Raw genomic sequence first — 26,212 nt, forward strand, 5'->3', positions numbered from 1 at the left:
CTTCTTCTCACCTAAAATGTTTACATTTAACCAGTGATAGTGTACTATTTAAAGGTATGCATAACATAAATTCATGTATAAAATTAAGTTATTCGGAGGGAAACAAATGTCTGCGAAATTTGAAAAAAAAGGCACCAATGATGGTGTGTTAACTTTTTCAGTTGATCAAACTCTAATTGAAAAAGGCTTGAAACAAGCATTCGATAAAGTCAAAAAAAATCTTAACGTCCCAGGATTCCGTAAAGGAAAAGTGTCACGTCAAGTATTCAACCGTATGTATGGCGAAGAAGCATTGTATGAAGATGCTTTGAACGCAGTATTACCAGAAGTATATGAAGCAGCTGTGAAAGAAGCTGGAATTGATCCTGTCTCTCAACCAAAAATTGATGTTGAAAGCATGAATAAAGGGGAAGATTGGGTTGTAACTGCTGAAGTGACTGTAAAACCTGAAGTTAAATTAGGCGAATACAAAAACTTAACAGTTGAAAAACAAGACCGTGAAGTAACAGACGAAGACTTAGATGCACGCATCCAACGTGAATTAGATGCACAAGCTGAATTAGTAATCAAAGAAGATGAAGCAGCTGTTGAAGGCGACACTGTCGTAATCGATTTTGAAGGATTTAAAGATGGCGAAGCTTTTGAAGGTGGAAAAGGCGAAAACTATTCTCTTGAATTAGGTTCTAACTCTTTCATCCCAGGCTTTGAAGAACAATTAGTTGGTAAAAAAGCAGGCGAAGAAGTTGAAGTAAAAGTAACATTCCCAGAAGATTACCAAGCTGAAGATTTAGCAGGTAAAGAAGCTGTTTTCCAAGTGAAAGTTCACGAAGTGAAGGCATTAGAATTACCAACATTAGATGATGAATTTGCAAAAGACGTTGACGATTCAGTTGAATCATTAGACGAATTAAAAGAAAAATACCGTAAAGAATTAACAGAATCTAAAGAAGCTGCTGCAATAGAAGCAAAAGACGAAGCAGCTATCCGTCAGGCTGTTGATAATGCTGAAATCGTTGACCTTCCACATGTAATGGTACATGACGAAGTTCACCGTTCAATGGATGAATTCTTAAACAACATGCAACGTCAAGGAATCGCTCCAGATATGTATTATCAATTAACTGGAACAACTGAAGCTGACTTGCACAAACAATTTGAAGCAGAAGCAGAAGTTCGTACGAAAACAAACCTTGTGATCGAAGCAATTGCTAAAGCTGAAGATATTGAAGTATCTCAAGAAGATATTGACAATGAAATCAAAGAATTATCTGAACAATACAATATGCCAATCGATCAAGTGAAAAAAGTTTTAACTGAAGATATGTTGAAACATGATATCCGCATGAAACGTGCAGTAGAAGTTATTACTGAAACTGCAACTGAAAAATAAAGATACTACAAAAGACATTCCTGAATAATCGGGAATGTCTTTTTCTAGATTAATAGAAGGAAATAATTATGTTAAAATCAAGCAGTAGATACTAGGCTATCTAACCATTTAATTAGAGCATTATAAGTTTGAAGTCCTTCATTTTTAGTAATGTCACCATCGAAATCATGGGGGAGATGCTCAACTTCTTCGTACGTTACATTGGAAAGTTTTTCACTGGCAATACGAGAAACTTCAACGGGCACATCTTGATCGGCTGCACTATGGGCTAAAAATGCAGGAGGAAGTTTAGCAAGTTCCACGTCCGTTAGACTAAAGGTTTCTTTTTCACTAGGAGTTTTGACAAGATAACTTAACCAATTGCCAAACTGTCGACCAGATAAATAAAGTGAGAACCGTTCATTAATAGAAACTTCTGTAATGGGGTTAGGATAAATCAACTCTTGGGCCGTCAGAGGGGCTATTTTTGGAAATTGATTATAATAGCTGCTAGGCTGATTAAATGCCGAATTTGTTAAATCATAATAGCCGTAAAAACTAATTAAGCCTTTTTGTTCTGGACAAGGATAGCGAGCAGATAGTAAATAAGAAAGAAAACCACCCGCGGAACGTCCAAATAAGAAATAATCAGAATTTTCTAGACCTAATGCTGTTTGATAATGTTCCAAGAACCAATTAATTGCTTCTTTTATGCAAGTAATAATAGTTGGCAGTTTTACTTCAGGAGCTAATGGATAATCGACAGCCAATAAGTTATAACCATTTTCTACCAAAAGTTTACAATAAATTTCTGGCAAATCATCCTTGGTTCCGTAAAGAAGTCCACCACCATGGAAGTAGAGAAGAGTCGCTTTTGCAGAAGACCCGTTTGGATTTGAGTAAAAAGTCATGGATAAATCTAACTCATCTAGTTTACTGTAAAGAAATGTTTGTTTTATCATTAAAAGTCCTCCTTGAATTTTATGTAACAACGCACCGCTCTACTAGACCGTGTACCAAGTCCTTTGGTGCAAGAACAATCTCAGGCGCAATCAATAGCAATTTCTAATTACATTGTGTTTTTTACACGTTGCAAAGCAAATGAGTAGCATGGTAACATTTTCTCAAAAATGACTGAGAAGCTTTTTGACTTATCTGCATTCTACCATTTTTTGAAGAATTAGTTTACAAATCTAAATAAATTTCACTAACTTATTTCTATTTTAACCCAAATAGCCCCAGTCTTTATGTTTAATGCGCACAAAGATGGTGGTTAATTTGTGAAATATGGATAGTGTATGAAAACGGGCAACCGCTTACAATGAATAGGATAATAAAAGAGGGAGATGTATCAAATGGATTTAAAAAACGTTTTACAAGAAAATATTGATCACTTATCAAGTATTGGCAACGATCCAACGGGTGGAATGACACGATTATTGTATTCAGATTCTTGGTTGGAAGCGCAAAAATCTGTAAAAGAAAAATTAGAAGCTATCGGTATGACAGCTTCATTTGATGAGATCGGCAACCTCTTTGGTAGAGTAGAAGGTACAGAACATCCGGAAGAAACGATTTTATCTGGTTCGCATATCGATACCGTTGTGAATGGTGGGAATTTAGATGGTCAATTTGGTGTAATCGCAGCGTATGTTGCAATTCAATATTTATTAGAAACTCACGGTAAACCAAAACGTTCATTAGAAGTTATTTCAATGGCGGAAGAAGAAGGGAGCCGTTTCCCAACAGTATTCTGGGGAAGTAAAAATTTCGTTGGCGAAGCGAAAAAAGAAGATGTCATTGATATCGCTGACTTTGAAGGATTGAAGTTTGTTGAAGAAATGAGACGTCATGGTTTTGATTTTAGAGATGAGACTAAAGCATCTAGAGAGGATATCAAAGCATTCGTAGAAATTCATATTGAGCAAGGAACGGTTCTTGAAAAAGAGCAATTGCAAATTGGTGTCGTGAATAATATTGCAGGTCAAAGACGTTATACGATTGTCTTGAAAGGTGAAGCCAATCATGCTGGAACAACACCAATGGGATACCGTAAAGATGCTGTTTACGCTTTCGCTAAGATTTGTTCACAAGCGATCGATCGTGCATTAGAAGTTGGCGATCCTCTTGTATTGACATTCGGTAAAGTTGAACCGAAACCGAATACAGTTAATGTAGTACCAGGTGAAGTTCTGTTTACAATGGATTGTCGTCATACAGACAGTGGAGAACTTTATTCATTTACGGCAGAAATTGAACAACTAATGAAAGATATTGCGGCGAAACATGGCTTAGAAATCGATATCGACCTATGGATGGACGAAGCACCAGTTCCAATGAACGAAGAAATTGTAACAGCAATCGAGACGGCAGCTATTGCTGAAAATATGAAATACAAAGTAATGCATAGCGGAGCTGGACATGATTCTCAAATTATTGCGCCAAATTTCCCAACAGCAATGATTTTTGTACCAAGTATCAATGGAATCAGTCATAATCCTGCAGAAGCGACAGATATTGATGATTTAGTGAACGGTGTTAAAGTTTTGGCGAGCACATTATATGAATTAGCTTATAAATAAAAGAAAGTAGGAGAAATAAAAATGGGTTATAAAAATAATCAAACAGGTTATTTAGATGGTTTATTATCCTCTAGAGCTGTTATTAAAAAAAATAATTATGCATTGATTCCTCATGATGGTTTAGTAAATAACGTGATTCCTGGATTTGAAAATTGCGACTGCTCGATTTTAGGTTCTAAACAATTAGGAGCAAACTTTGTTGATTATATCATTACAATGCATAAAGAAGGAAAAAACCAACGTGGTTTCGGCGGAGAAGGTGTTGAAACTATCGTCTATGTAATCGATGGTATTTTAAAAGTCAATGATGGTTCTGAGACACATGAACTAACAAAAGGTGGTTATGCATATCTTCCTGCAAGTACGTTGATGTACCTAGAAAATGGGCAAGATGCAGATACTGAAATTTTCTTATACAAAAAACGTTATCAACCATTGGAAGGCTACGAAGCGCATAAAGTAGTCGGTAATGTGAATGATATGGAACCAATCGAGTACGAAGGCATGAAAGACGTACTTTTATGGGACTTCTTACCTAAAGATTTAGGCTTTGATATGAACTTCCACATTCTTTCATTTGAACCAGGAGCAAGTCATGGTTATATTGAAACACATTATCAAGAACATGGTGCATATTTACTTTCTGGACAAGGAATGTACAACTTAGACAATGAATGGATGCCAGTCGAAAAAGGGGACTACATTTTCATGAGTTCATATGTTCAACAAGCAGCGTATGCTGTAGGTCGTGACGAGCCTTTAATGTACGTTTATTCAAAAGATTGCAATCGTGATCCAGAAATTTAATTTGAAGAGGAAGTTTAAGAATGAATGAAACTGTTTTAGTGAAACCAGAAGAATTGCATGATTTAATTGAAAAAAAATTGACAACAGCTGGTTTAAAACAAGAACATGCAGATGAAGTGGCAAGACATTTAGTATTTGCAGATGCATGCGGCATCCACTCACATGGAGCTGTTAGAGTAGAATATTATGCAGAACAAATCGATAAAGGCGGCGTAACGCTTGAACCAGAAATAGAATTCGAAGAAACTGGACCAAGTTCAGGAATCGTCCACGGTAAAAATGGAGCTGGACAATTCGTTGCGGATGTCGGATTGGGTTATGCTATTGACATGGCAAAAAAATCAGGAGTTGCAGCAGTCGGGATTTCTAAAATCAGCCACAGTGGCGCGTTATCTTATTACGTGAAAAAAGCAGCGCAACAAGATTTGATTGCCATAGCAATGTGTCAATCCGATCCGATGGTTGTACCATTTGGTGGCAAAGAAAATTATTTTGGAACCAATCCAATTGCTTTTGCAGCACCTAGAAAAGGTCATGAGCCAGTGGTTTTTGATATGGCAACAACGGTCCAAGCATGGGGTAAAGTTTTAGATGCTCGTTCTAAAAATAAAGATATACCCGATACATGGGCAGTTGATAAAGAAGGGAAACCAACAACTGATCCTCACAAAGTCAATGGATTATTACCGATTGCAGGACCAAAAGGCTATGGCTTGATGATGATGGTAGATATTTTATCAGGTATGCTTTTAGGCTTACCATTTGGAAAACACGTTTCTTCAATGTATGACGATATTAGTAAAGGACGTAATGTTGGACAAATGTATATTTTGATTGATCCAAAACGCTTCACTGATTTAGAGATGTTTAAAGAATCAGTGGACGGTATGGTAGAAGAGCTACATGAAATTCCAGCAGCTGATGGATTTGAGCAAGTGTATTATCCAGGTGAGATCAATCAAATCAATTATGAAAAATCAATGTCAGAGGGTATCGAAATCGTTAAGAATATCTATGACTACTTAAAGAGTGATACACTTCATTTTGATCGATATGAAAATACGAATGCTTTTGGTGAGAAAAAATAAAATTTTTTGAACTATGATGCTTCACAAAAGTGTTGTTTGGTTTTATAAGTATTAGCGGAGCGGAGAATTGTTGTCGTATGGTATCTAGCTACGCGGGCTAGCTTCTCGGAAAAAAGATAAAAATTGAATGAGGCGAAAAGCACCTCAGTCAATTTTTCCTATTTTTCTGTCGAAGCTGAACGAGCCCGCTTCGCTTTAAAATAAGGAGGCGTTTTAAAATGAGAGTAAAAAAAGCGGATTTACATCAACTAATCAAAGAAAAAATACAAAAAGCTGGTTTGTCAGAAGAACATGCAAGAATCGTAAGTGATGTTTTAACCTTTGCAGATGCAAGAGGAATTCATTCTCACGGTGCGATGCGCGTGGAATATTATTCGGAAAGAATTGCAAAAGGCGGTATCACCAACGACCCGACTTTTTCGTTTAACCAAACAGCTCCTAGTTGTGGTATGTTTGAAGGTGACAATGGTTCTGGGTTTGTTGCAGCAGAAAAAGCAATGGATCTAGCAATCGAAATGGCAAAGAAAAATGGGGTAGCTGTTGTTGGAGTCCGTAATATCTCTCATAGTGGAGCGCTTGCCTATTATGTTGAACGAGCAGCAAAACAAAACATGGTAGCTCTTTCTGTTTGTCAATCTGATCCAATGGTTGTACCATTTGGAGGAAGTGAACCTTATTTTGGAACCAATCCAATTGCTTTTGCTGCCCCAAGTAATGATGACCGTGTAATTACGTTTGATATGGCGACAACTGTTCAGGCTTGGGGAAAAATCCTTCACGCTCGTTCAAAAAAAGAAGCAATCCCAGATACATGGGCAGTTGACGCCAAAGGAAATCCGACAACTGATTCAACAGCAGTCAATGCATTACTTCCAATCGCTGGACCAAAAGGCTATGGGTTGATGATGATGGTAGATATTCTATCTGGGATTTTACTAGGAGTGCCATTTGGTAAACATGTTTCGTCTATGTATCATGACCTATCAAAAGGGCGTGAATTAGGTCAGCTCCATATTGTAATCAACCCAGATTTCTTTATTGGAATAGATGTTTTCAAAAAGAATATTTCGACAATGTTAGACGAATTAAAAGAAATTAGCCCAAGTCCTGGTTTTACAGAAGTCAATTATCCTGGAGAACGCGGACGCGCACGAGAAAAAAATTATGAAGAAAATGGCATTGAAATCGTAGATGATATCTACGAATATTTGATCAGTGATGCTATTCATTATGATCGTTATGATCACAAAAATAAATTTGCGGAATGATATTTTGCTAAAAAAATTATCTAGCTTCGCGCTCAAGTCACTACGCTCTGCTTCAGTCTCGTCAATTCCTATTTTTAGTTGAGACATGGCGAGCTCACTACACGTTTACTTTGAACCATAATGAATGAAATGAACGAATGGTGAAAAGTACAAAGCGGAACATTGTTTCATATAATTTAAGGAGGAATTTCAATGCTGCACACAATTATAAAAGCAAATAGCTATCAAGATTCAATCGTATTGATGCTATTGACGAACAAATTAAATACAATCGATGGCGTTCATAATGTTTCCGTTATGATGGGGACACCTGCAAATAAAGATATCTTTAAAACGGGTGGTTTATACACAGACGAGTTAGAAAAAGCTTCATCAAATGATATGGTAATCGTATTAGACATTGAAGATGATTCGTTGATCGAACAAGTCTTAACAGAAATCGATGTATTTTTAGAAGAACAAACAAAAGGTGGCGGCGACGCTTCAGGCGAAGAAGTCGTAAAAACTTGGGATAAAGCATTTGAGCTTGGTAAAGATGCTGGTGTAGTTGTCTTCTCGATTCCTGGTACGCATGCAGCACTTGAAATTGAGAAAGCGTTAGATGAAGGCAAACATGTTTTTTGTTTCAGCGACAATGTTGCGATAGAAGATGAAAAACGCCTCAAAGAAAAAGCACATGATGCAGGTCTATTATTGATGGGCCCTGACTGTGGTACTGGTATCATCAATGGTATTCCTGTTGCCTTTACAAATGCTGTTCGTAAAGGAAAAATTGGTGTTGTAGGTGCTTCTGGAACTGGTATTCAAGAAGTAACGACAATTATCCATAAATTAGGGGGCGGAGTAACGAATGCAATCGGTACTGGCGGACGTGACTTAAAAGCTGAAATTGGCGGAATCACTTTAAAAGACAGCATTATGACATTAGAGAAAGACCCTAATACTGAAGTGGTTGTTGTGATTTCTAAACCACCTGCACCAGAAGTTCGTGATGAAGTTTTAAATCTTTTAAGAAGTATCTCGAAACCTGCTGTAACGATTTTCCTAGGCGAAAAACCAACGTCTCACGAAGAAAACCTTTATCGTGCTTATACATTAGAAGAAGCGGCTCAAACAGCAGTTCAATTATTGAATAAAGAAGCTGTTACAGCAGTGAAAGAAACACTATCTGTACCAACACATTCTTTCAAACCAGAACAAAAATATGTTAAAGGTTTATACTCTGGTGGAACGCTTGCTTATGAAGCGGCAATGTTGATCAAAGAAGGTTTAGCATTAACAGGTGACGAACATGCCCCTGAAGGTTTTATCTTACAAAATCAAGGTCATGAAATCATTGACTTAGGGGACGATGTTTATACTCAAGGCAAACCTCACCCAATGATCGATCCAACAAAACGCAAAGAAATGTTAGAAGAAGCTGGAAAAGATCCTGAAACAGCAATCATTCTTTTAGATGTTGTATTAGGCTACGGTTCTCATGCTAACATGGCGCAAGAACTAGCACCAACCATCAAAGAGATCAAAGCTAAAGCGGCTTCTGATGGCAGAGAATTATTTGTGATCGGTACGATTGTTGGAACGGATGAAGATCCTCAGAATATTCATGAACAAGAAACAATTATGAAAGAGGCTGGTGTGATCCTTTGCGATAGTAACGCGCAAGCAGTACGTTTAGCATTAGCTATTTTAGATCATCCATTGACTCAAACAGATAAAGCAATCGAAGCAGCACCAGCAGTGAATCCGATCGCGATTGAACCAACAGAAGCGATGTTAGCATTATTAACGAATCAAGGATTTATTAATATTGGTTTACGTAGTTTCTCTGAAGCAATCATCAATCATGGTGGTAAGGTTGTTCAATACGACTGGCAGCCAGTTGCTGGCGGAAACATTACACTGCAAAAAGCATTACAGTTCTTGAATAAAGTAGCGTTAGCTAAATAAATTATCCAGCTTACTGAGCTAGCTCCTCAGAAAAAAGATAAAAATAGATTGTGGTAAAAAGCACCACCTTCTATTTTTCCTATTTTTCAGTCGGAGCTGATCAAGCTCATTTAGCTTTTAACGGAGGAAAATCAAAATGGCATATAAAACAATCGATGAAGCAAACCAAGCGGTAGCAGCAAAAATCGTTGCTGGTTCTCCTTTCTTATTAGATGTAGTACCAGCAAAATCAGTAATTCCAGAATTAAACGAAGGAAAAGTATTACTTCATGCAGGACCTCCAATCACTTATGATAAAATGGTTGACCCGATTCAAGGCGCTTGTGTTGGAGCAGCATTATTTGAAGAATGGTGTGAAACCGAAGAAGAAGCCAGAAAAATGCTGGAATCTGGTGAAGTTAAATTAATTCCATGTCATCATGTAAATGCGGTTGGACCAATGGGTGGGATCACATCAGCGAATATGGCAGTTTTAGTTGTTGAAAACAAAACAGACGGGAATCGTGCGTTCTGCACAATGAACGAAGGGATTGGCGCAGTATTACGATTTGGTGCCTATTCTGATGAAGTAATTACTCGTTTAAGATGGATGAGAGATACTTTAGCTCCTGTTTTAAGTGCGGCATTGAAAACAAAAGAAGATGGCTTAAACATCAATGTATTAGTTGCAAAAGCGATTGCAATGGGGGATGAATTCCACCAACGTAATATTGCTGCATCTCTCGCTTTCTTGAAAGAAATGGCACCAATCATTGTTGGGTTGACAGAAATCGACCAAACGAAGCGTGAAGAAGTTGTTCAGTTCTTAGCAGATACCGATCAATTTTTCTTAAACATCATGATGGCATCAGCGAAAGCTGTCATGGATGGTGCAAGACAAATTCAAGAAGGAACAATTGTAACGGCAATGTGTAGAAATGGCCATGAATTTGGTATTCGTATTGCTGGAATGGGGGATGAATGGTTTACTGGACCAGTTAACACGCCTCAAGGCTTATACTTCTCAGGGTTTAGCGAAGCTGATGCTGCACCTGATATGGGGGATAGTGCGATCACTGAAACGTTTGGTGTCGGTGGTATGGCGATGATCGCAGCCCCAGCTGTTACTCGTTTTGTTGGTTCAGGCGGCTTTTATGATGCGTTGAATACAAGTAATGAAATGACTGAAATCTGTATTGATACTAACCCTAATTTCCCAGTTCCAACTTGGGACTTCAAAGGAATTTGTTTAGGAATCGATGCGAGAAAAGTGGTAGAAACAGGAATTCTTCCCGTAATCAATACAGGGATTGCAAATAAAAAAGCAGGTTTAGGCCAAATCGGAGCAGGTACAGTAACGCCACCGATCGACTGTTTTGAAAAAGCAGTCTTAGCTTATGCGAAAAAATTAGGTTTTACAGAATAAAAGGTGAAGATATTGTTCGTTAATGCTTGTTTTATTGATCAGTTTCTTTTAACCGATAACTTTGAAGAAAAAAAATGGCATGTTCACAGTAAGTATAAGAATAGTTTCAATATTCAAGATGAGAGGAAACAACAGTTAGTGGTCATCACGACCACTAACTATCCTTTTATGCCAAACGGTATTTACTTACAAGCCGATTCTTTTTCACAAATGTTATCCACAATTGAAATTGGAGAACAAATTACATGGAACCATAACTGCGTGCATTTTTCTAAAAACCATTTATTACTGATACACGCAAAAACATATTCATCTTTAGTAGATACAGGACCGAGTAGCCTGATAGAAACCAGTAAAGAAAACTTGTTATCCTATTCAGACTCACTCGTAAAAGAAACTGGGAGTCAGCAATCAATCGCTCAGTTTTTAGAAGATGCAAATCCATTTAAAGAATCAATTGTTGCGCTGTGTTCTGAAAATCACTCACAACAAAAATCAGGGCTGGATTTTCTGATGGGTAGAGGGATGGGTTTAACCCCGTCTGGAGATGACATGATCGTTGGACACCTTGCTGCAAGGTTTTTATTGAATGAAAAGAGTTCTCTATTAATGAATTTACTACTTACTAATCTGTTAGCAGAACAGTCTGTGACAACAGATATCAGTAAGCATTATTTGTTATGCGCACTATCAGGGCGATTTAGTGAACCTGTTCTTAAATTAATTGAAGGATTATCAACAACTAGCAGTGAAGAAAAAATTGAACAAATAGTTAAAGAAGTCATCTCGGTAGGGCACACATCAGGTGTTGATTTATTGGCAGGCTTCATAACGACCACTAAAATACTAAGCAGTAAATGAAGGAGGATTTTTATGGCAAATCGTGTCGTAATCGCATTGGGAGGCAATGCAATTTTAAAACCAAACCAGGAAGCTACACTTGAGGTACAGCTAGACAATGTCAAACTAAGTGCAGAGTTGGTTGCAAAGATAGAAGAAATTGATTATGAAATCGTTTTAACTCACGGGAATGGTCCGCAAGTTGGGAATATTCTAAGACAAAATGAAGAAGCAAAAGATGTAGTTCCACCATTTCCTTTGGATGTATGTAATGCTGAATCACAAGGTTTTATTGGATATATGTTAGAGCAAAGCTTAAAAAATTCGTTAGAAACGAAAGGGTTAACGAGTAATGTTATTACACTATTAACGCAAACGGAAGTTTCAGCTGAAGACGAAGCGTTTAATAATCCAAACAAACCAATCGGGATTTTTTATACAGAAGAAGAAGCGAAACAAATGGAACAAGAGAAAAATTGGGTAATGATGGAAGATGCTGGTCGTGGTTACCGTCGTGTTGTACCTTCTCCACAACCAAAAGCGATCCATGGTGTAGATGCAATTGTTAATTTATTAAATCGGAATACAATCGTTATTGCTGGTGGCGGTGGTGGAATTCCAGTCGTTCGTGATCAAAATGGATTATTAAAAGGAATCGAAGCTGTTATTGATAAAGACCGTACCGGTAAAAAATTAGCGGAGCAAATCGATGCAAATGTCTTCATGATGTTGACGGATGTCAGCAATGTGTATATTAACTACGGAAAAGAAAATCAAGAAAAATTAGAAACTATTTCTGTAAAACAAGCACAACAATACATGGACGAGGGTCATTTTGCTGACGGTAGTATGGGACCAAAAATGGAAGCTGCTATCGGATTTGCATCACAAGGAAAAACAGCAATCATTTGTTCTTTAGAAGATGCTGACCAGGCTTTATTAGGAAGAGCAGGAACAAGAATCGTAGGTTAAATCACTAAAAGAGAAGTTGAAAGAAACGCTACCTGTTTCTTCCAACTTCTCTTTTTATTTATTGATGTTGATTCGATCGTTCTGATAACTCTAATGCTAAACGCAGATTTAAACTATTTGTCGGATCTTGAATGCTTTTCCCAAGTATCTTCGCACAATGATCAATTCTATATTTGATCGTATTACGATGTAGATACATCTCTTTGGCTGTTTTTGAGATTTCGCATTGAAAACTTAAATAACATTGAAGTGTTTTGCGAAGCTCGATAAATGAATCTTCAACAGGATAGGCAAGTTCTTTAAGCGTCGTTTCGCAGAAGTAATGAATATCTTCAAGGCTCATTTTTTCAAATAAACTTTTCATTCCTTTAGGATGATAGCCATGGGTAAGCACAACGTCAGTCATTGTTAGCATCTCTTCATAAGCAGTTTTGGCTTCGATGAAAGAACTTGCGATTTGTTCAACCGTTTCATATGAATTTCCCAACGCAAAAGTCAAAGTAATCGGCAACTTTTCAGTTAATTCTAATGACAACTCAGTTAAAATTTTTTCTAAATCATCCACTTTACTTTGAATCAAAATGGCTAAGTGGTTCGTGTTCTTCACTTTAAAAATACTAATATTTTTGATTCTAGGAGGTAGTGCTTCAGATAGCCATTGAAAAGCAACATCACTTTCTTCTTGTTGATACTTGATCTTTGTTGCAGTGGTTTTTGTTTGACTACAAACGGCGTAGACGACTTGATATTGAGTACTTTTCTTTAACCCATAATTTGTACCTAGATCAAGCCAATCTCGTTTTGACTGGTGAGGCGCTTGTTGGTATTCTACTAGTTGACCTAGAAAATCACTTTTAAGAAAATCAAGCGATTCTTGCACTTTTTGATTTTTATACAACATAAATGACAAGACCAAACAAGCTTGTTCTACTGCGAATTCTGACATTGGATATGGAACTTGTTGCGGATTTAAAATCAATAAGTAGTGTGGGAAATAACTATTCACAGTAACAGGGAAACCAGCAATCTGCATCGGCTCTCGATTTAAATCATCGATCATAAATGAAGTGTTGCTATCTTCATTCCAATTAGCATATTTAGTAATAAGTTGCTCAACATAATATTCAGCTGGTTTTGACGTCTGAGTAAAGTGTTTAGAGTGGGCAATGACCTTACGATAAGGGCTTAATAAAATCACTGGAGTATTGATCATTTTACCGAAATCAGCGACAAAGCGTGCAATGCTCACATCATGAATCAACAAATTAGAAAATCGTTTTTGAATGTCTAAAGCGTAGCTTAATTGCTCTGTTTTAGTATCCCATAAATAATTTAATAATTGATGCAAGACAGCACCTAAAGGTTGAGTACTAGACACTTGAACAACAGGAAAGTTGATTTTATTTGCATAAGCCACGACCTCAGGATCAATGGTTTCAATAAAACGGCCAACTTTAATACCGATTCCAGCAGCTTCTTGTTCTTTTAACGAATCAATTAAAGTAATCAATTCTTGTTGATTATCTTTATAAACCATTGCAGTTGTCAAAAGGAAGATCTTTTTTGGAATAAAATTTGCTACGTCAGGTGTTTCAGAAATTTCGATACTCTCAACAATAGTATTCGCTTTTGTAGGATTTGTTAATAATTTTAGATCAGAAAATCTTGGTATTTTTAATAAATCTTCTAAAGTTGTCATTGGATTCCCTCCTAATAGTAAAAGTGGAACAAATCGATTAATTTCCTAGCTCTCCCAAGAAATGATTTGTGCAACTAGTTAAAGTTAAAAGTCAAACAGGCTTGTTCAGTCTGAACAGAGAAATTAAAAACTAGCAGTATACTACTTTTGGCTACAAGCAAATTTTAATTTTTTCTGTTAAGCTAGGTAGTGTAAGGTAAAATAGTTTTTTATGATAAATCTTTAATGATGTTGTATTTATTTACGTATCTCTATTCTAAATGATAGTGTATTTACATTCAAGAAAGGTTTGTACATAATGACTGGAAATTCTATTTTTTTATTCAAAAGTGACAATGACTTTTTCAAATATAAGGGTAGGATAAAATTAAAACGGAAAAGAGGAAATAATTATGTTTTCAGAAATATCAGTGCCAAGCAGAACAATCATGACGCCAGGGCCAGTTGAGGCACATCCAGTGGCTTTGAGAGCAATGTCTGCTTCTATTTTGGGTCAATTTGATCCAGCTTTCTTACAAATTATGAACGAAGTCAAAGAAATGATCAAAATTCCTTTCGGTACAAAAAATGAGCAAGCATTTGCGGTAGATGGAACATCTCGTTCTGGCCTCGAAGCGGCATTGATTGGATTGATCGAACCAGGAGACAAAGTTTTGATTCCAGTATACGGTCGGTTTGCTTATCTTTTAGGAGAAATCTGTGAACGTGCGAAAGCAGAGATTCATTACCTTGAAAAAGAATGGGATGCACCATTTGAGCAAGAAACAATAATTGAAGAAATCAAAAAGGTTCAACCAAAAATAGTGGCTATGGTTCATGGTGAAACAGCTAACGGACAAATGCAGTCAATGGAAAAAATCGGACAACACTGCCAAACAAATGATATTTTCTTTGTTGTAGATATGGTTGCAACATACGGTGGGGTTCCTATAGAAGTAGATGCGTGGGGAGTGGATATTGCAATTGCAGGAACACAAAAATGTGTGAGTGTCCCTTCAGGTTTATCTTTGATTACTTACAATGATCGAGTAGAAAAAGTACTTACTAGTCGTTATCAAAAAGAATTAGGGTTAAGTAAGGATGTTCGTAATGAAAACCATATCAGTAGCAATTATCTTGATTTAAGCCAGTTGCAGCGTTATTGGAGTGAAGAGCGAATCAACCATCACACAGAAGCGACAAGCATGGTCTATGGACTTCATGAAGGCCTTAGAATGATGATCAAAGAAGGAATGGATAATGTTTATGCACGACATGCTCAAAATGATCAAGCAATTGTTGCGGGGATAAAAGCGATGGGCTTAGAGTTTTACGGTGATTTGACGACTAAGATGCCAACTGTTACACCAATCATGATTCCTAAAGGAATTGATGGTGAAGAAGTTCGTGCTCTTATGTTAGACGAGTTTGGTGTGGAAATTGCGTCATCATTTGGTGCACTTCAAGGGAAAGTGTGGCGTATCGGGAATATGGGCTACAGCAGCAGAAAATCTAATGTTCTCCATGTATTATCTGCCTTAGAAGGCGCCCTTAATTATTATGGTGCAAATATCAATAAAGGCGAGGCTGTAAAAGCAGCATTAGCGATTTATAAAAAATAAAAAAAATTAAAATTGTTTGTGTGAAAGAACAAGTGATTGTTCGTTTTGCACAAACTTTTTAACAAGTTTGTGAAAAATAATGATGCGTGAAAGTTTGCTACCGCTTACAATTAAAACGAATAAGAAGTTATTTTTTTGATGTTTAATTCCGAAATTGCACAAACTTTTTTGGCGTCAAGCATACAAAAAAATAACATATGGAGGAAATGACATGGATGTAAAAAGTAAGGGTTCAGGAATGGATTATTGGAAAAAAATCGTTATTTTGTTATGTGCTGGCTGGGTAACAATCTGGGTATATCGTTCAGCTTTATCACCGGCGTATCCACAGATTAATGAATCACTTGGCGGTAATATTACGGATACAGCATTAGGTTTTATTTCTACATGTTACTTTTTTGGATATGTAGCAATGCAAATCCCAGCAGGTTTCTTAGTAGATAAAATTGGGAAGAAAAAAGTACTGATTCCAGGCTTTATTGTTTTTGGATTAGCAGCTCTATTGATTTCTCAAGCAACGAATATTCAAATGATATACGTTGGTAGTGTTTTTGCAGGTTTAGGGTGTGGCTCTTTCTATGGATCAGCTTATTCATTAACTTCTCAAAATATTCCACGTGAAAAAAGAAGTTTTTCTACTGCAATTGTAAACAGCGGATCAGCTGTTGGTTCTGGTTTAGGTTTGATTTTATCTAGTTTTTTAGTTGTTCAATTAAAATTCCCATGGCAAACAATGATGTATATTTCTGTAGCATTGATTGCTGTGATGTTAGTGGCATTTGTTGCAATTATTCGTAATAATAAAGAAGATGCTGAATTTTTAGCACAATCTGAAGCGGCAGAGGCAGCTGAAGCAGCGGCTGCTGCACCAGAAGCTCCTGTTGTTGAAAAAGAACATGTTTCAATCAAAAAATTATTTTCTCCAAAAATGCTATTTGCCTACATTTTATACTTTGCTACTTGTTATGCGTATTATATGACGGTTACTTGGTTACCAAACTTCTTGGGAACAGAACGTGGGTTCGAAGGAGCAGCAATTGGATTTTCTGCTTCTCTTGTAGCCTTCGCATCAATTCCAGGTGCGCTTTTCTTTAGTCGTTTAGCAGATAAATTTATGCACAAAAAAGTACAATTTATTGTTATACTAGAATTTTTAGCAGCAGCTATGTTATTATTAACTGTACAAGCAACAAGCTCAACGCTGTTATTAATTGGTTTGATTTTATACGGATTCCTAGGGAAACTTGCTGTAGAACCAATCATTATTTCATGGCTTGGGGAAAATGCACCTAAAGTTGGTATTGGTACAACCCTTGGTGTATTTAACTTTTTCGGAATGATGTCTTCAGTTATTGCACCAACATTGACTGGTTCTATATCTGATGCGACTGGTTCGAAAGAGATGGGCTTTTACATTTCAGTTATTTTATTAGTAGTTGGAACGGCATTATTCTTATTAGCAAACTTGAATAAAAAGAAAGCAACTGCTGAGTAAGCATTTTTAATCTTAAGAAATAAATAATGGATGTGTTTAGCTTCTGAAACTAAATATAGTGGATAGAAACTAAGCGCATCTTATTTTTTTAAAGGGATATAGGTAAAGAATGTGCTGTTTTAACTATAGTGTATGGAAGCGCTTAGAAGGAGGCGAAACGATGGAAAACCAGGATTATCAAATTACCGAAGAAGAACTTCAACGTTTTCAAGAACGGGGCTATAATGAAGATCTGCTTCCAAAACCGTTATCAAAAAGAATGATGGGAAAGTTGAACTATTTCACGCTATGGATGGGTTCAGTTCATAATATCCCCAACTACACAGCGGTCGGAGGATTTTTATTTCTAGGACTTTCACCAATCAATATTATGTTGGCTTTGGTGATAAGTGCTTTGGCTGTTGCTTTTTTTATGACCTTTAACGGTCGTGCCGGATCAAAATATGGCATTCCTTTTGCCATTCATTTACGCTCAACTTACGGAGATATTGGAGCAAAGTTACCAGGATTTCTTAGAGGGTGCGTAGCTGCGATCGCTTGGTTTGGGTTACAGAATTATACGGGTTCGTTAGCGTTGCTGATTTTGATTGGTAAGGTTTGGCCAGGATTTTTAACGCTTGGCGGAAATACGATGATCTTGGGAATTTCTATTCCAGGGTTAATTTCTTTCACGATCTTTTGGGCAGTGAATATGTTGATTGGCTTCGGTGGAGGAAAGATTCTGAATAAGTTTACAGCAATTTTAAGTCCTCTAATTTATATTGTGTTCGGTGGTATGGCAATTTGGGCAATTGGAGCAGCAGGTGGTTTAGGACCGATTTTATCTTATGATGTTGCGGGAGCATCACATAGTATTTCGCCTGTTTTTGTTTATTTTATGATTATAAATTCAGTTTTAGCAGTCTGGGCAGCGCCTGGTGCGAGTGTGTCAGATTTTACCCAAAATGCAAAATCTACCAAAGATCAAACGATTGGCCAAACAGCTAGTTTCCTAGTCGGTTATGGCATATTTGCTTTTTCAAGTGTTGTGATTTTGATTGGGGGTTCTATTCGTTATGGAATTCAAGAATGGAATATTTTGAATATCGTTGATCGATGGGATAATTCATTTGCAATTATTGTTGCAATGCTTGTCTTCTTATTAACAACGGTTTCTACTAATGCAACAGGGAATATCATTCCTGCTGCTTATCAGTTATGTGCATTATTTCCTAAGAAAATCGATTATAAAAAAGGTGTCTTAATTGCCAGTGTAATAAGTTTTCTGATCATGCCTTGGAAACTAATGGAAAATGCAGATAGTATTTTTATTTTCTTGAACACGATTGGTGCCGTATTAGGTCCAGTAGCTGGAACGATGATTGCTAATTACTATTTTGTTCAGAAACAAAAAATTGACTTGAATCAATTGTATATGAATCCAAAAGCTGATAATAGTCATAATATTTACAAAGGTCTGAATAAGCCAGCTTATATTGCTACGATTGTGGCACTAGTTATTTGTTTAAGTGGTAATTTTATTCCTGCTCTAAAAGTGATTTCTGATATTTCGTGGATTTCTGGTTTTGTATCTGCTTTTGGTTTATATTTAGGATTAAGAAAAGTATTTGATAAAAACTAAAGTAGAACAAGTTTTTGTAAAATAGAAGGTCGTTACTTTATATTACGTAGCTTAAAGAGTTTGCCTTTGGGAAAGCGAAAAATAAAATGAGAAAAGCAACTCCTTAGATATTTTTCTGTTTTCTTGTAAAGGATAGTTAGGTTCTTTTGGCTTTAAAATTTAGGAGGAAAGCAAATGGGATATGATTTATTGATCAAAAATGGTTTAGTTATTCTGGAGTCGGGAGAGGTTAAGACAGATGTTGCCGTAAAAGATGGATTGATTGCAGCTATCGGGAATGATCTTAGTGAGGCGGATAAAGTCATTGATGCAACAGGTCTAGTTGTTAGTCCAGGTATGGTGGATGCGCATGTGCATATTACAGATCCTGGCGGTGGTTATCGCGATCAATGGGAAGGATATATCACGGGAACAGCCTCATGTGCTAAAGGCGGAGTGACATCATTTATGGAGATGCCTTTGAACCAAGTTCCAGCAACAGTGGATGGTGAATCATTAGAAATAAAATATACTGCTGGAAAAGGCAAATTGAAATCAGACGTTGGCTCATTTGGTGGTCTAGTACCATTTAATCTTAAAGGTGGTATTCAAGAATTAAATGATGGCGGAGTTGCGGCGTATAAATGTTTTATGGCGACTTGTGGAGATCGTAGCATTGATGGTGATTTCATGAATGTCGATGACTATTCTCTATATGAGGGGATGAAACAAGTTGCTAAAACAGGTAAGGTTCTAGCAATTCATGCGGAAAATGCTGCAATTACAGATAAATTAGGTGAACTTGCTTATAAAAATGGAGAAACAACCTTAAAAGCTTATGTTGCAAGTCGTCCAGTTTTCACTGAAGTGGAACCTATTCGCAGAGCAATAGTATTAGCTAAAGAGACTGGCTGTCGCATCCATATTTGCCATATTGCTTGTCCAGAAGGTGTGGAAGAAGTAACGAAGGCAAGAGCAGCTGGTGTTGATGTGACGTGTGAAACGTGTACTCATTATCTTTACTTTGATACAGATGAATTAGATGCAATTGGCCCTGTGGTAAAATGTTCACCGCCAATTCGTGATAAGGAAAATCAAAATGGCATGTGGAAAAAAGTACTATCAGGGGAAATCGATTTTGTGACTTCTGACCATTCTCCATGTACACCTGATTTAAAAGACAAAGAAAATGCTTTTGAAGCATGGGGTGGAATCTCTGGAGTTCAAAATAATGTTGATGTTCTTTTTGATGAAGGGGTTCAAAAAAGAGGTATGTCGTTAACACAATTTGCAGATATTATTGCTACAAATCCTGCTGATCGTTATAATTTGGATCAAAAAGGACGAATCAGTATTGGCAAAGATGCTGACTTTGTCTTGATCAAACCGAATGCTCCTTATACATTAAAAGCAGAAGATTTGGAGTACCGCAATAAAATCAGTCCTTATATCGGGCGTGAAATTGGAGCGCAAGTTGTACAAACGGTTTTAAGAGGTCATGTTATCTATTCGAAAGATACTGGCGTTTCGAATGAGTTTGTTGGGGACTTTATCAAGAAATAAACAAGTGAATAGAATGAAAGTGAGATCAGACATGAAAATAGTTGTTTTTAATGTCTGATCTTTCTTATTTGTGATGAGGACTCGTATAGTGGCCTAGTTTAATCAAGGAGAGTGAACTATGGAGGGACAAAAAAAACTGAACAGACAAATGCCATATTGGAAACAGATTATTTATGTATTAACGATTGGTTGGATCGTTATTTGGATTTATCGAACAGTTTTGACGCCTATTTATCCGATTATTAGTGAATATTTTGGTGGTGCGACGGATGCTCAGCTTGGTCATATTTCAAGTTTCTATTTTTTAGGCTATGTTTGTATGCAAATACCTTCAGGAATATTAGTAGATAGAGTAGGAAAAAAACAAATTCTGATTCCTGGTTTTTTATTATTTAGTCTAGGTGCATTGGTTGTTGGGGTAGCACAAAATATTGGCCTGGTCTTTATTGGAAGTGTTTTAGCTGGATTAGGTTGTGGTACCTATTATGGTGTAGCGTATTCATTAACTTCTGAATATGTACCGGTATCGAAAAGAAGCTTATCGACAGCAATCGTCAATAGTGGAACAGCGATAGGGAGCGGTCTAGGTCTGGTTTCGTCTAGTTATTTAGTTGGAACGGGTGTCTTGCCTTGGCAAGCGTTGATTTTTGTAACCGTTATGTTGATTCTGTTAGCTACGGTTATGTTTTTCTATTTTATTCGAATAGAAAACCCAAAAACTATAAACAATACAAAAGCAGACGTGAAAAAACAATCATCACTCAAAGAGCTTTTTAAACCGCGTATGATTTCAGCGTATATATTGTATTTTTCAACGTTGTATACTTACTATTTGATTGATACGTGGCTACCCAACTTTTTAGAAACGGAAAAAGGGTTTTCTGGTACTTCTGTCGGTCTAGCTTCTTCATTAGTATTTTTTACAGCAATCCCTGGTGCGCTTATTTTTAGCCGGATCGCAGATGGTATACCTAAAAAGAAAGTCCAATTGATTATCTTGCTTGAGATAGTAGCGGCTAGTGTGCTGTTGATCACTGTGACGACAACAAATCAAACGATTTTAGTAGTTGGTATTATGGCATACGGATTTTTTGGAAAGTTAGCAGTTGAGCCAATCATTATTTCTTGGTTAGGAGAATCAGCACCAAAAGGGAGCATTGCAACAATGTACGGCGTGTTTAATTTTTTTGGTATGTCAGCTTCAGTCATTGTTCCATCTTTAACAGGAAAAATTTCTGATCTCACTGGATCAAAGATTTATGCATTTTACTTAGCGATTCTCATTATAGGAATTGGCACTAGTTTATTTTATTTGATTAATCGTTTTATGGGAGAGAAGAAAAAAATCCTCGATTGATCACACATAAAAAAAGACATCTTCTTTCTATCGTTTCCCCAGATGAAAGAAAAAGATGTTTTTTGCTATTTAGAGGCAACTTTTCGATTCTTCAAGTATATTAGATGAAGTCTGACTTTATTTTCGTTATACTTAATGAAAGAAATGAGGTGGAGCAAATGGAGAAAACAGAGAAAATATATATGGTATTCGCTCGGGCTGATTTTTCTTTAGAAGAATTGAAACAAGATATTTTTGATTGGTTAAGTTTTTTGCGTATCGTGACAAATCCTAAAAGTTATCGCTTTGGTGAGGAAGAATCGCAAAAATTTGATCTGCAAGCCTTGATTTATCAAATTCAGCAACTTACAGAAGAAGAAAATTTATGGCTCAAAGTGAACAGCCGAGGGGGAGAATTCCAACTCCATATTTCTAAGTTGGCGCTTCATGAACGGACGATTTTAGATGGCACAATTTTTATCGAGAATCAAAATATGATTGAAGATTATTGTGAAACTCGTATGGTTAAAAATGGCGTCTATGGGTATATTAGGTCATTGGATGACTATTTATATAATAATGTTGAAAATATCAAAAAAAGGACATTCGAAACAGATACTGAAATTGCTAAACTACCGAAACGATACGATAGTAAAAAATCTATCATTGTCGATTGTAATCAACTTGCTGGTTATGATATTTATTTCAAAGGTTTGTGTTTAACTTCATGTTGGAAAATGTATTATTCAAGTTTGTACTATCAAATTATTCCTAAACCGATTTTTTTGGAAGTGCAACAAGTTCATTCCGTTGAGGAAATAGCGAATCAAGTCATCAAAGTTACTTTATTCAAAAATCCATTTAACTGGAATATGCCCGTTAATTTAAAGTATCAACGTTTATTCAGAGATCAGCTAGGGTATGACCAATTGGCTTGGAATAATGGAACGGGTGTTTTACGTGCTCCATACATTGAATATGCTTTTGTTAAAGAGGTTACACAGACGGTTCAATACCAAAATAATTACTATCAACCAGTTGAAAAGAGAAATGCAACGTATTTTGTAACGAGAAGTTACGATCTGCTTCATCAAAAATATAGAGTAAACCGTACAAAAGGGATATTAAATGCGCAAGCCTATTTCCCTTGGATCGACGAGAAAAGTCGCAAGATGATGAATTATCGTGTGTTGAACCCTGAAATGGCAATTGATGATGGACTTTCCGCGTATGAATTTTATATACGACAATTTTTAGAAATCGATGTTTTGGATAAAAAATATGACGAGTTTGTTTCGGTCTTGCGTTTTTATCTGCCAAAAGAAGCGATTCAGCAAGTTCCACTCGAAGCGCTGTGGGAGAAATTATGTGATGTGAATATAAGTAATTTAAAGAAAAAAGAAGCATCGACACGTTTTGATTTGCAAAAGGCTAAGAACCATTTGCGTGTTGTATTTTTGGATTCGAGTTATTTAGAAACACTTAATCAGACAATCGATATCAGTGAGTAGTTTTTTAAATAGGGGCTGTCATATAACGCAAAAAGTTATATGACAGCCCCTTAAAATTTGAATAAATAATGTGAAAAGTCTAAAGACGTATTGGTTCAGTTTTGTTAATTTACAAAATAGAGATGTGATTTACATTGTAATACGGTCTCCGTCTATCACCAATTCAGCACCAGTTACAAAACTAGCTTCATCACAGGCTAAGTAAATAACACCATTTGCGAAATCTTCAGGTTTTCCTATATAAGGAAATGGAACGGACTTTTTATAATTTTGACTGATGGCTGGAAAAGTAGTTTCAATCATAGGCGTATAAATAACTCCAGGACAAATTGAATTTACCCGAATATTATCTTTAGCATATGCAAATGCTGCATCAAGTGAAAGTGAGCGAATAACATCTTTGGCTGCTGCGTAAGGATTGTTATCCGATAAATTTACTAATCCTTCCAGAGAAGAAATCGTGATGATCGAGCCACCACCATTTTTTATCATTGGTGGAATTACTTCTTGTAAACCAAAAACAAGACTATTTATATCAACAGCCTGAATTTTTTCCCAGTCTTCCTTCGTTAAATCTAACAACATTTTCGGGGAGGAAACCCCAGCGTTGTTGACTAAAATATCGATTTTTCCGTAGTTGTTTATTGTATTAGAAATGACTTTTTGCCAGCTGCCACTAGAGCTAACATCGTGTTTGAAAGCAGTTGCGATGCCACCCGATTGCGTTATTTCTGAAATAACGGTTGAGATCTTGTCTAAACGTCTAGCTGTACAAACTACAATTGCTCCTTCTTTTGCAGCGGATTTAGCAGTTGCAATACCAATACTACTTTGGGCGTCTGTAAGCAACATTACTTTACCTAATAATCTATTCATAATAAAAACCGCTATAATGTAAAATCATCATAGTTATCCTCTCTTGATTATTTTAAAAATAGTGTCCTTGTTAAAAATGAACTGGTTAACTTGTAAAGAATGTGCACTTCTTATTTATAAGTTTAATATAGAATTTTTTTTTAAGCTAATGATATAGACCAAAAAATGATAAGTTTTTCATCAAGAAAAAAGCCTCAAATGAATGCGACCGAAATCTACATTATTTGAGGCTTGAGTAGTTATAAGAAATTTATTGAGCGACTGGTTTTTTTACAATACCTAAAATCACTGCAGAAACGACTGCACCAATGGCAATAAACAATAGATATAAGAGTGGGTGACTTAACAATAGGGCTACGAAGATACCGCCATGAGGAGCCAACAAGCGAATACCAAACCCACCAACTAACCCACCAGCTAACGCAGATCCCACGACGAAACTTGGAATAACACGTAATGGATCAGCTGCAGCAAAAGGAATCGCACCTTCAGTTACAAAAGATAAGCCCATCACTAAGTTGGTCAAACCAGCGTCTTTTTGGTCTTGTGTAAATTTATTTTTAAAGATCAAGGTTGAAATAAAAATAGCTAATGGAGGAACCATACCACCGGCCATAACGGATGCCATGATAATACTTCCACCTTCAGTAACTGTGGCAGCAATCGATGCTGTACCAAATACATAAGCTGCTTTATTGATCGGACCACCAAGGTCAATGGCCATCATACCACCAAGTAAGGCTCCTAAAAGTGCAGCATTAGTTCCATCTAAACTTAATAAGAAATTATTTAATCCATCATTGATAACTTTCATTGGAACATTGACTAAAAGCATTAAACCACCAGTAATCAGTAAACCAAATACCGGATAAAATAAAATGGTTTTGATTCCATCAAGAGATTTAGGCAATCCTTTGAACAGTTTTTTCAAGAAAATAATGACATAACCGGCTAAGAAACCACCAACCAAAGCACCTAAGAAACCAGCACCACCTGTATTCGCTAACGCACCAGCAGCAAAACCGACGATCAATCCTGGACGATCAGCAATACTTGAAGCGATGAAACCTGCTAAAACGGGCAACATGAAACCAAATGCAGCGGCACCGATTTGATTGAACCAAGAGGCTGCTTGATTATAATTACCAAGCATACTTAATTGGTCTTGTGGAACACCAATAAATTGGTCGATCATGAATGAAAGGGCAATGGCAATTCCACCACCGATAACGAATGGCAGCATATGTGAAACACCATTCATTAAATCTTTGTAAATTCTTGAACCTACTGAACCGTCAGCTGATCCATCCTCTTCACTTGTATCTGATTCAGAACTATGGAAAGTCGGTGCTGTCCCACTAGTTGCTAACGTAATTAATTCTTCTGTTTTACGAATCCCATCACTAACGGGACGATTGACTAATTCTTTACCATCAAAACGATTCATTTCAACTTTTTTATCGGCTGCAACGATAACACCATCAGCACGAGCAATATCTTCAGCGGTTAATCGATTTTTGATCCCTTCAGATCCGTTCGTTTCAACTTTGATGTCAACGCCCATTTCTTTCGCTTTTTTCTTTAGCGCATCTTCTGCCATATAAGTATGAGCGATTCCAGTTGGACAAGCAGTAACAGCCACAACGAATTTACGATCTGTATTGTGATTAGTATTAGAAGCTTCTTCTAATTGTTCTTGTTTTTCTTCAGCTTCTTTTGCTTCTTCAGCGGATTGAAATAAGTTTTGAACATCTTCTGGCGTTTTTGTTTCTTTTAGTTTCGCAACAAAATCAGGATCAATCAATAGGCGAGATAGGGCAGCTAAAGCTTGCAAATGAGTATCATTTGCGCCTTCTGGAGCCGCAATCATAAAGAATAAATAGGTTGGCTGTCCATCTAATGCCTCGTAATCAACGCCCTTGTTACTTTTGGCAAATAAAACAGTAGCTTCTTTGACAGCACTATTTTTGGCATGGGGCATCGCGATACCGTCTCCAAGACCAGTTGATGTTTGTGCTTCGCGAGCTAGAATTCCTTCTTTATAGATGTCAATATCAGAAATTCTACCGCCATCATACATTTTTTGAACCATTTCATCAATGGCTGCTTTTTTATCAGTAGCTTGCAGATCCATGATCATAACGTCTTTGACTAGTAAGTCTTTGATGTTCATTGTTTTTCCTCCTAAATATATAAGTAACAGTGTTCCGTTTCACTTCAGCTTGTACTTTTCACTATCATGTTTCAAAG

19 protein-coding genes are annotated in these 26,212 nt (G+C 36.6%); 15 read left to right on the plus strand and 4 right to left on the minus strand.

The genetic code is table 11. The features are described 5' to 3' along the window. The first annotated feature begins 106 nt into the window (after positions 1-106). Positions 107-1,390 (plus strand): trigger factor, encoded by a 1,284-nt coding sequence (gene tig, locus AC1PU0_RS04675; protein WP_111247036.1) that lies wholly within the window; start codon positions 107-109, stop codon positions 1,388-1,390. Between the two features lie 77 nt (positions 1,391-1,467). Here tig and AC1PU0_RS04680 read toward each other — a convergent pair whose 3' ends face one another. Continuing rightward, the gene (locus tag AC1PU0_RS04680; RefSeq protein WP_206848303.1) at positions 1,468-2,331 is read right to left on the minus strand and encodes an alpha/beta hydrolase; all 864 of its coding nucleotides are present in this window, start codon (positions 2,329-2,331) and stop codon (positions 1,468-1,470) included. A gap of 393 nt (positions 2,332-2,724) precedes the next feature. Here AC1PU0_RS04680 and allC point away from each other — a divergent pair, with 393 nt between their 5' ends. From allC to arcC, 8 genes are all read left to right on the plus strand, one after another. Further along, a complete protein-coding gene (allC, locus tag AC1PU0_RS04685) occupies positions 2,725-3,951 on the plus strand; it encodes an allantoate deiminase (RefSeq protein WP_206848304.1) in 1,227 nt (408 codons plus the stop codon). Positions 3,952-3,972: 21 nt separating this feature from the next. Then, a complete protein-coding gene (gene allE, locus AC1PU0_RS04690) occupies positions 3,973-4,758 on the plus strand; it encodes a (S)-ureidoglycine aminohydrolase (RefSeq protein ID WP_206848305.1) in 786 nt (261 codons plus the stop codon). Positions 4,759-4,778: 20 nt separating this feature from the next. Next, positions 4,779-5,846, plus strand: a complete 1,068-nt coding sequence (gene allD, locus AC1PU0_RS04695) for an ureidoglycolate dehydrogenase (protein WP_206848306.1) — start codon at positions 4,779-4,781, stop codon at positions 5,844-5,846. A gap of 218 nt (positions 5,847-6,064) precedes the next feature. Then, entirely contained in the window at positions 6,065-7,114 is a 1,050-nt protein-coding gene (gene allD, locus AC1PU0_RS04700) for an ureidoglycolate dehydrogenase (protein WP_206848307.1), read from the plus strand. Between the two features lie 192 nt (positions 7,115-7,306). Then, entirely contained in the window at positions 7,307-9,064 is a 1,758-nt protein-coding gene (gene fdrA, locus AC1PU0_RS04705; protein ID WP_111248815.1) for an acyl-CoA synthetase FdrA, read from the plus strand. A gap of 136 nt (positions 9,065-9,200) precedes the next feature. Then, positions 9,201-10,469, plus strand: a complete 1,269-nt coding sequence (locus AC1PU0_RS04710) for a YlbE family protein (protein WP_069655499.1) — start codon at positions 9,201-9,203, stop codon at positions 10,467-10,469. A gap of 3 nt (positions 10,470-10,472) precedes the next feature. Then, a complete protein-coding gene (locus tag AC1PU0_RS04715) occupies positions 10,473-11,330 on the plus strand; it encodes an oxamate carbamoyltransferase subunit AllH family protein (protein ID WP_340689567.1) in 858 nt (285 codons plus the stop codon). A 12-nt stretch (positions 11,331-11,342) separates the two neighbouring features. After that, positions 11,343-12,281 carry a carbamate kinase gene (gene arcC / locus AC1PU0_RS04720; protein WP_069655497.1) on the plus strand — a complete coding sequence of 313 codons (939 nt, stop codon included), beginning with the start codon at positions 11,343-11,345 and terminating at the stop codon, positions 12,279-12,281. 58 nt (positions 12,282-12,339) lie between these two features. Here arcC and AC1PU0_RS04725 read toward each other — a convergent pair whose 3' ends face one another. Beyond that, a complete protein-coding gene (locus tag AC1PU0_RS04725; protein ID WP_206848308.1) occupies positions 12,340-13,980 on the minus strand; it encodes a PucR family transcriptional regulator in 1,641 nt (546 codons plus the stop codon). Positions 13,981-14,372: 392 nt separating this feature from the next. Here AC1PU0_RS04725 and AC1PU0_RS04730 point away from each other — a divergent pair, with 392 nt between their 5' ends. The 6 genes from AC1PU0_RS04730 (at position 14,373) to AC1PU0_RS04755 (ending at position 23,086) form a co-directional block, all read left to right on the plus strand. Continuing rightward, positions 14,373-15,581, plus strand: coding sequence for a pyridoxal-phosphate-dependent aminotransferase family protein (locus AC1PU0_RS04730; protein ID WP_206848309.1), 1,209 nt, complete (start codon positions 14,373-14,375; stop codon positions 15,579-15,581). A gap of 211 nt (positions 15,582-15,792) precedes the next feature. Continuing rightward, positions 15,793-17,076: an MFS transporter gene (locus tag AC1PU0_RS04735; protein WP_069655494.1), complete on the plus strand. Its 1,284-nt coding sequence runs from the start codon at positions 15,793-15,795 to the stop codon at positions 17,074-17,076. 160 nt (positions 17,077-17,236) lie between these two features. Beyond that, on the plus strand, positions 17,237-18,697 hold the full coding sequence (gene allW, locus AC1PU0_RS04740; protein ID WP_206848310.1) for an allantoin permease: 1,461 nt from the start codon (positions 17,237-17,239) through the stop codon (positions 18,695-18,697). Positions 18,698-18,871: 174 nt separating this feature from the next. Continuing rightward, complete coding sequence (gene allB, locus AC1PU0_RS04745; RefSeq protein WP_206848311.1) at positions 18,872-20,239, plus strand: allantoinase AllB; 1,368 nt, start codon at positions 18,872-18,874, stop codon at positions 20,237-20,239. Positions 20,240-20,357: 118 nt separating this feature from the next. Next, entirely contained in the window at positions 20,358-21,596 is a 1,239-nt protein-coding gene (locus AC1PU0_RS04750; protein ID WP_206848312.1) for an MFS transporter, read from the plus strand. Between the two features lie 158 nt (positions 21,597-21,754). Then, positions 21,755-23,086 carry a hypothetical protein gene (locus AC1PU0_RS04755; RefSeq protein WP_206848313.1) on the plus strand — a complete coding sequence of 444 codons (1,332 nt, stop codon included), beginning with the start codon at positions 21,755-21,757 and terminating at the stop codon, positions 23,084-23,086. A 129-nt stretch (positions 23,087-23,215) separates the two neighbouring features. Here AC1PU0_RS04755 and AC1PU0_RS04760 read toward each other — a convergent pair whose 3' ends face one another. Further along, positions 23,216-23,962 carry an SDR family NAD(P)-dependent oxidoreductase gene (locus AC1PU0_RS04760; RefSeq protein ID WP_206848314.1) on the minus strand — a complete coding sequence of 249 codons (747 nt, stop codon included), beginning with the start codon at positions 23,960-23,962 and terminating at the stop codon, positions 23,216-23,218. A 250-nt stretch (positions 23,963-24,212) separates the two neighbouring features. Continuing rightward, entirely contained in the window at positions 24,213-26,135 is a 1,923-nt protein-coding gene (locus tag AC1PU0_RS04765) for a PTS fructose transporter subunit IIABC (protein ID WP_069655488.1), read from the minus strand. Between the last annotated feature and the right edge of the window lie 77 nt (positions 26,136-26,212).

Source organism: Enterococcus sp. XAF26B05_ASV22, assembly GCF_056727285.1.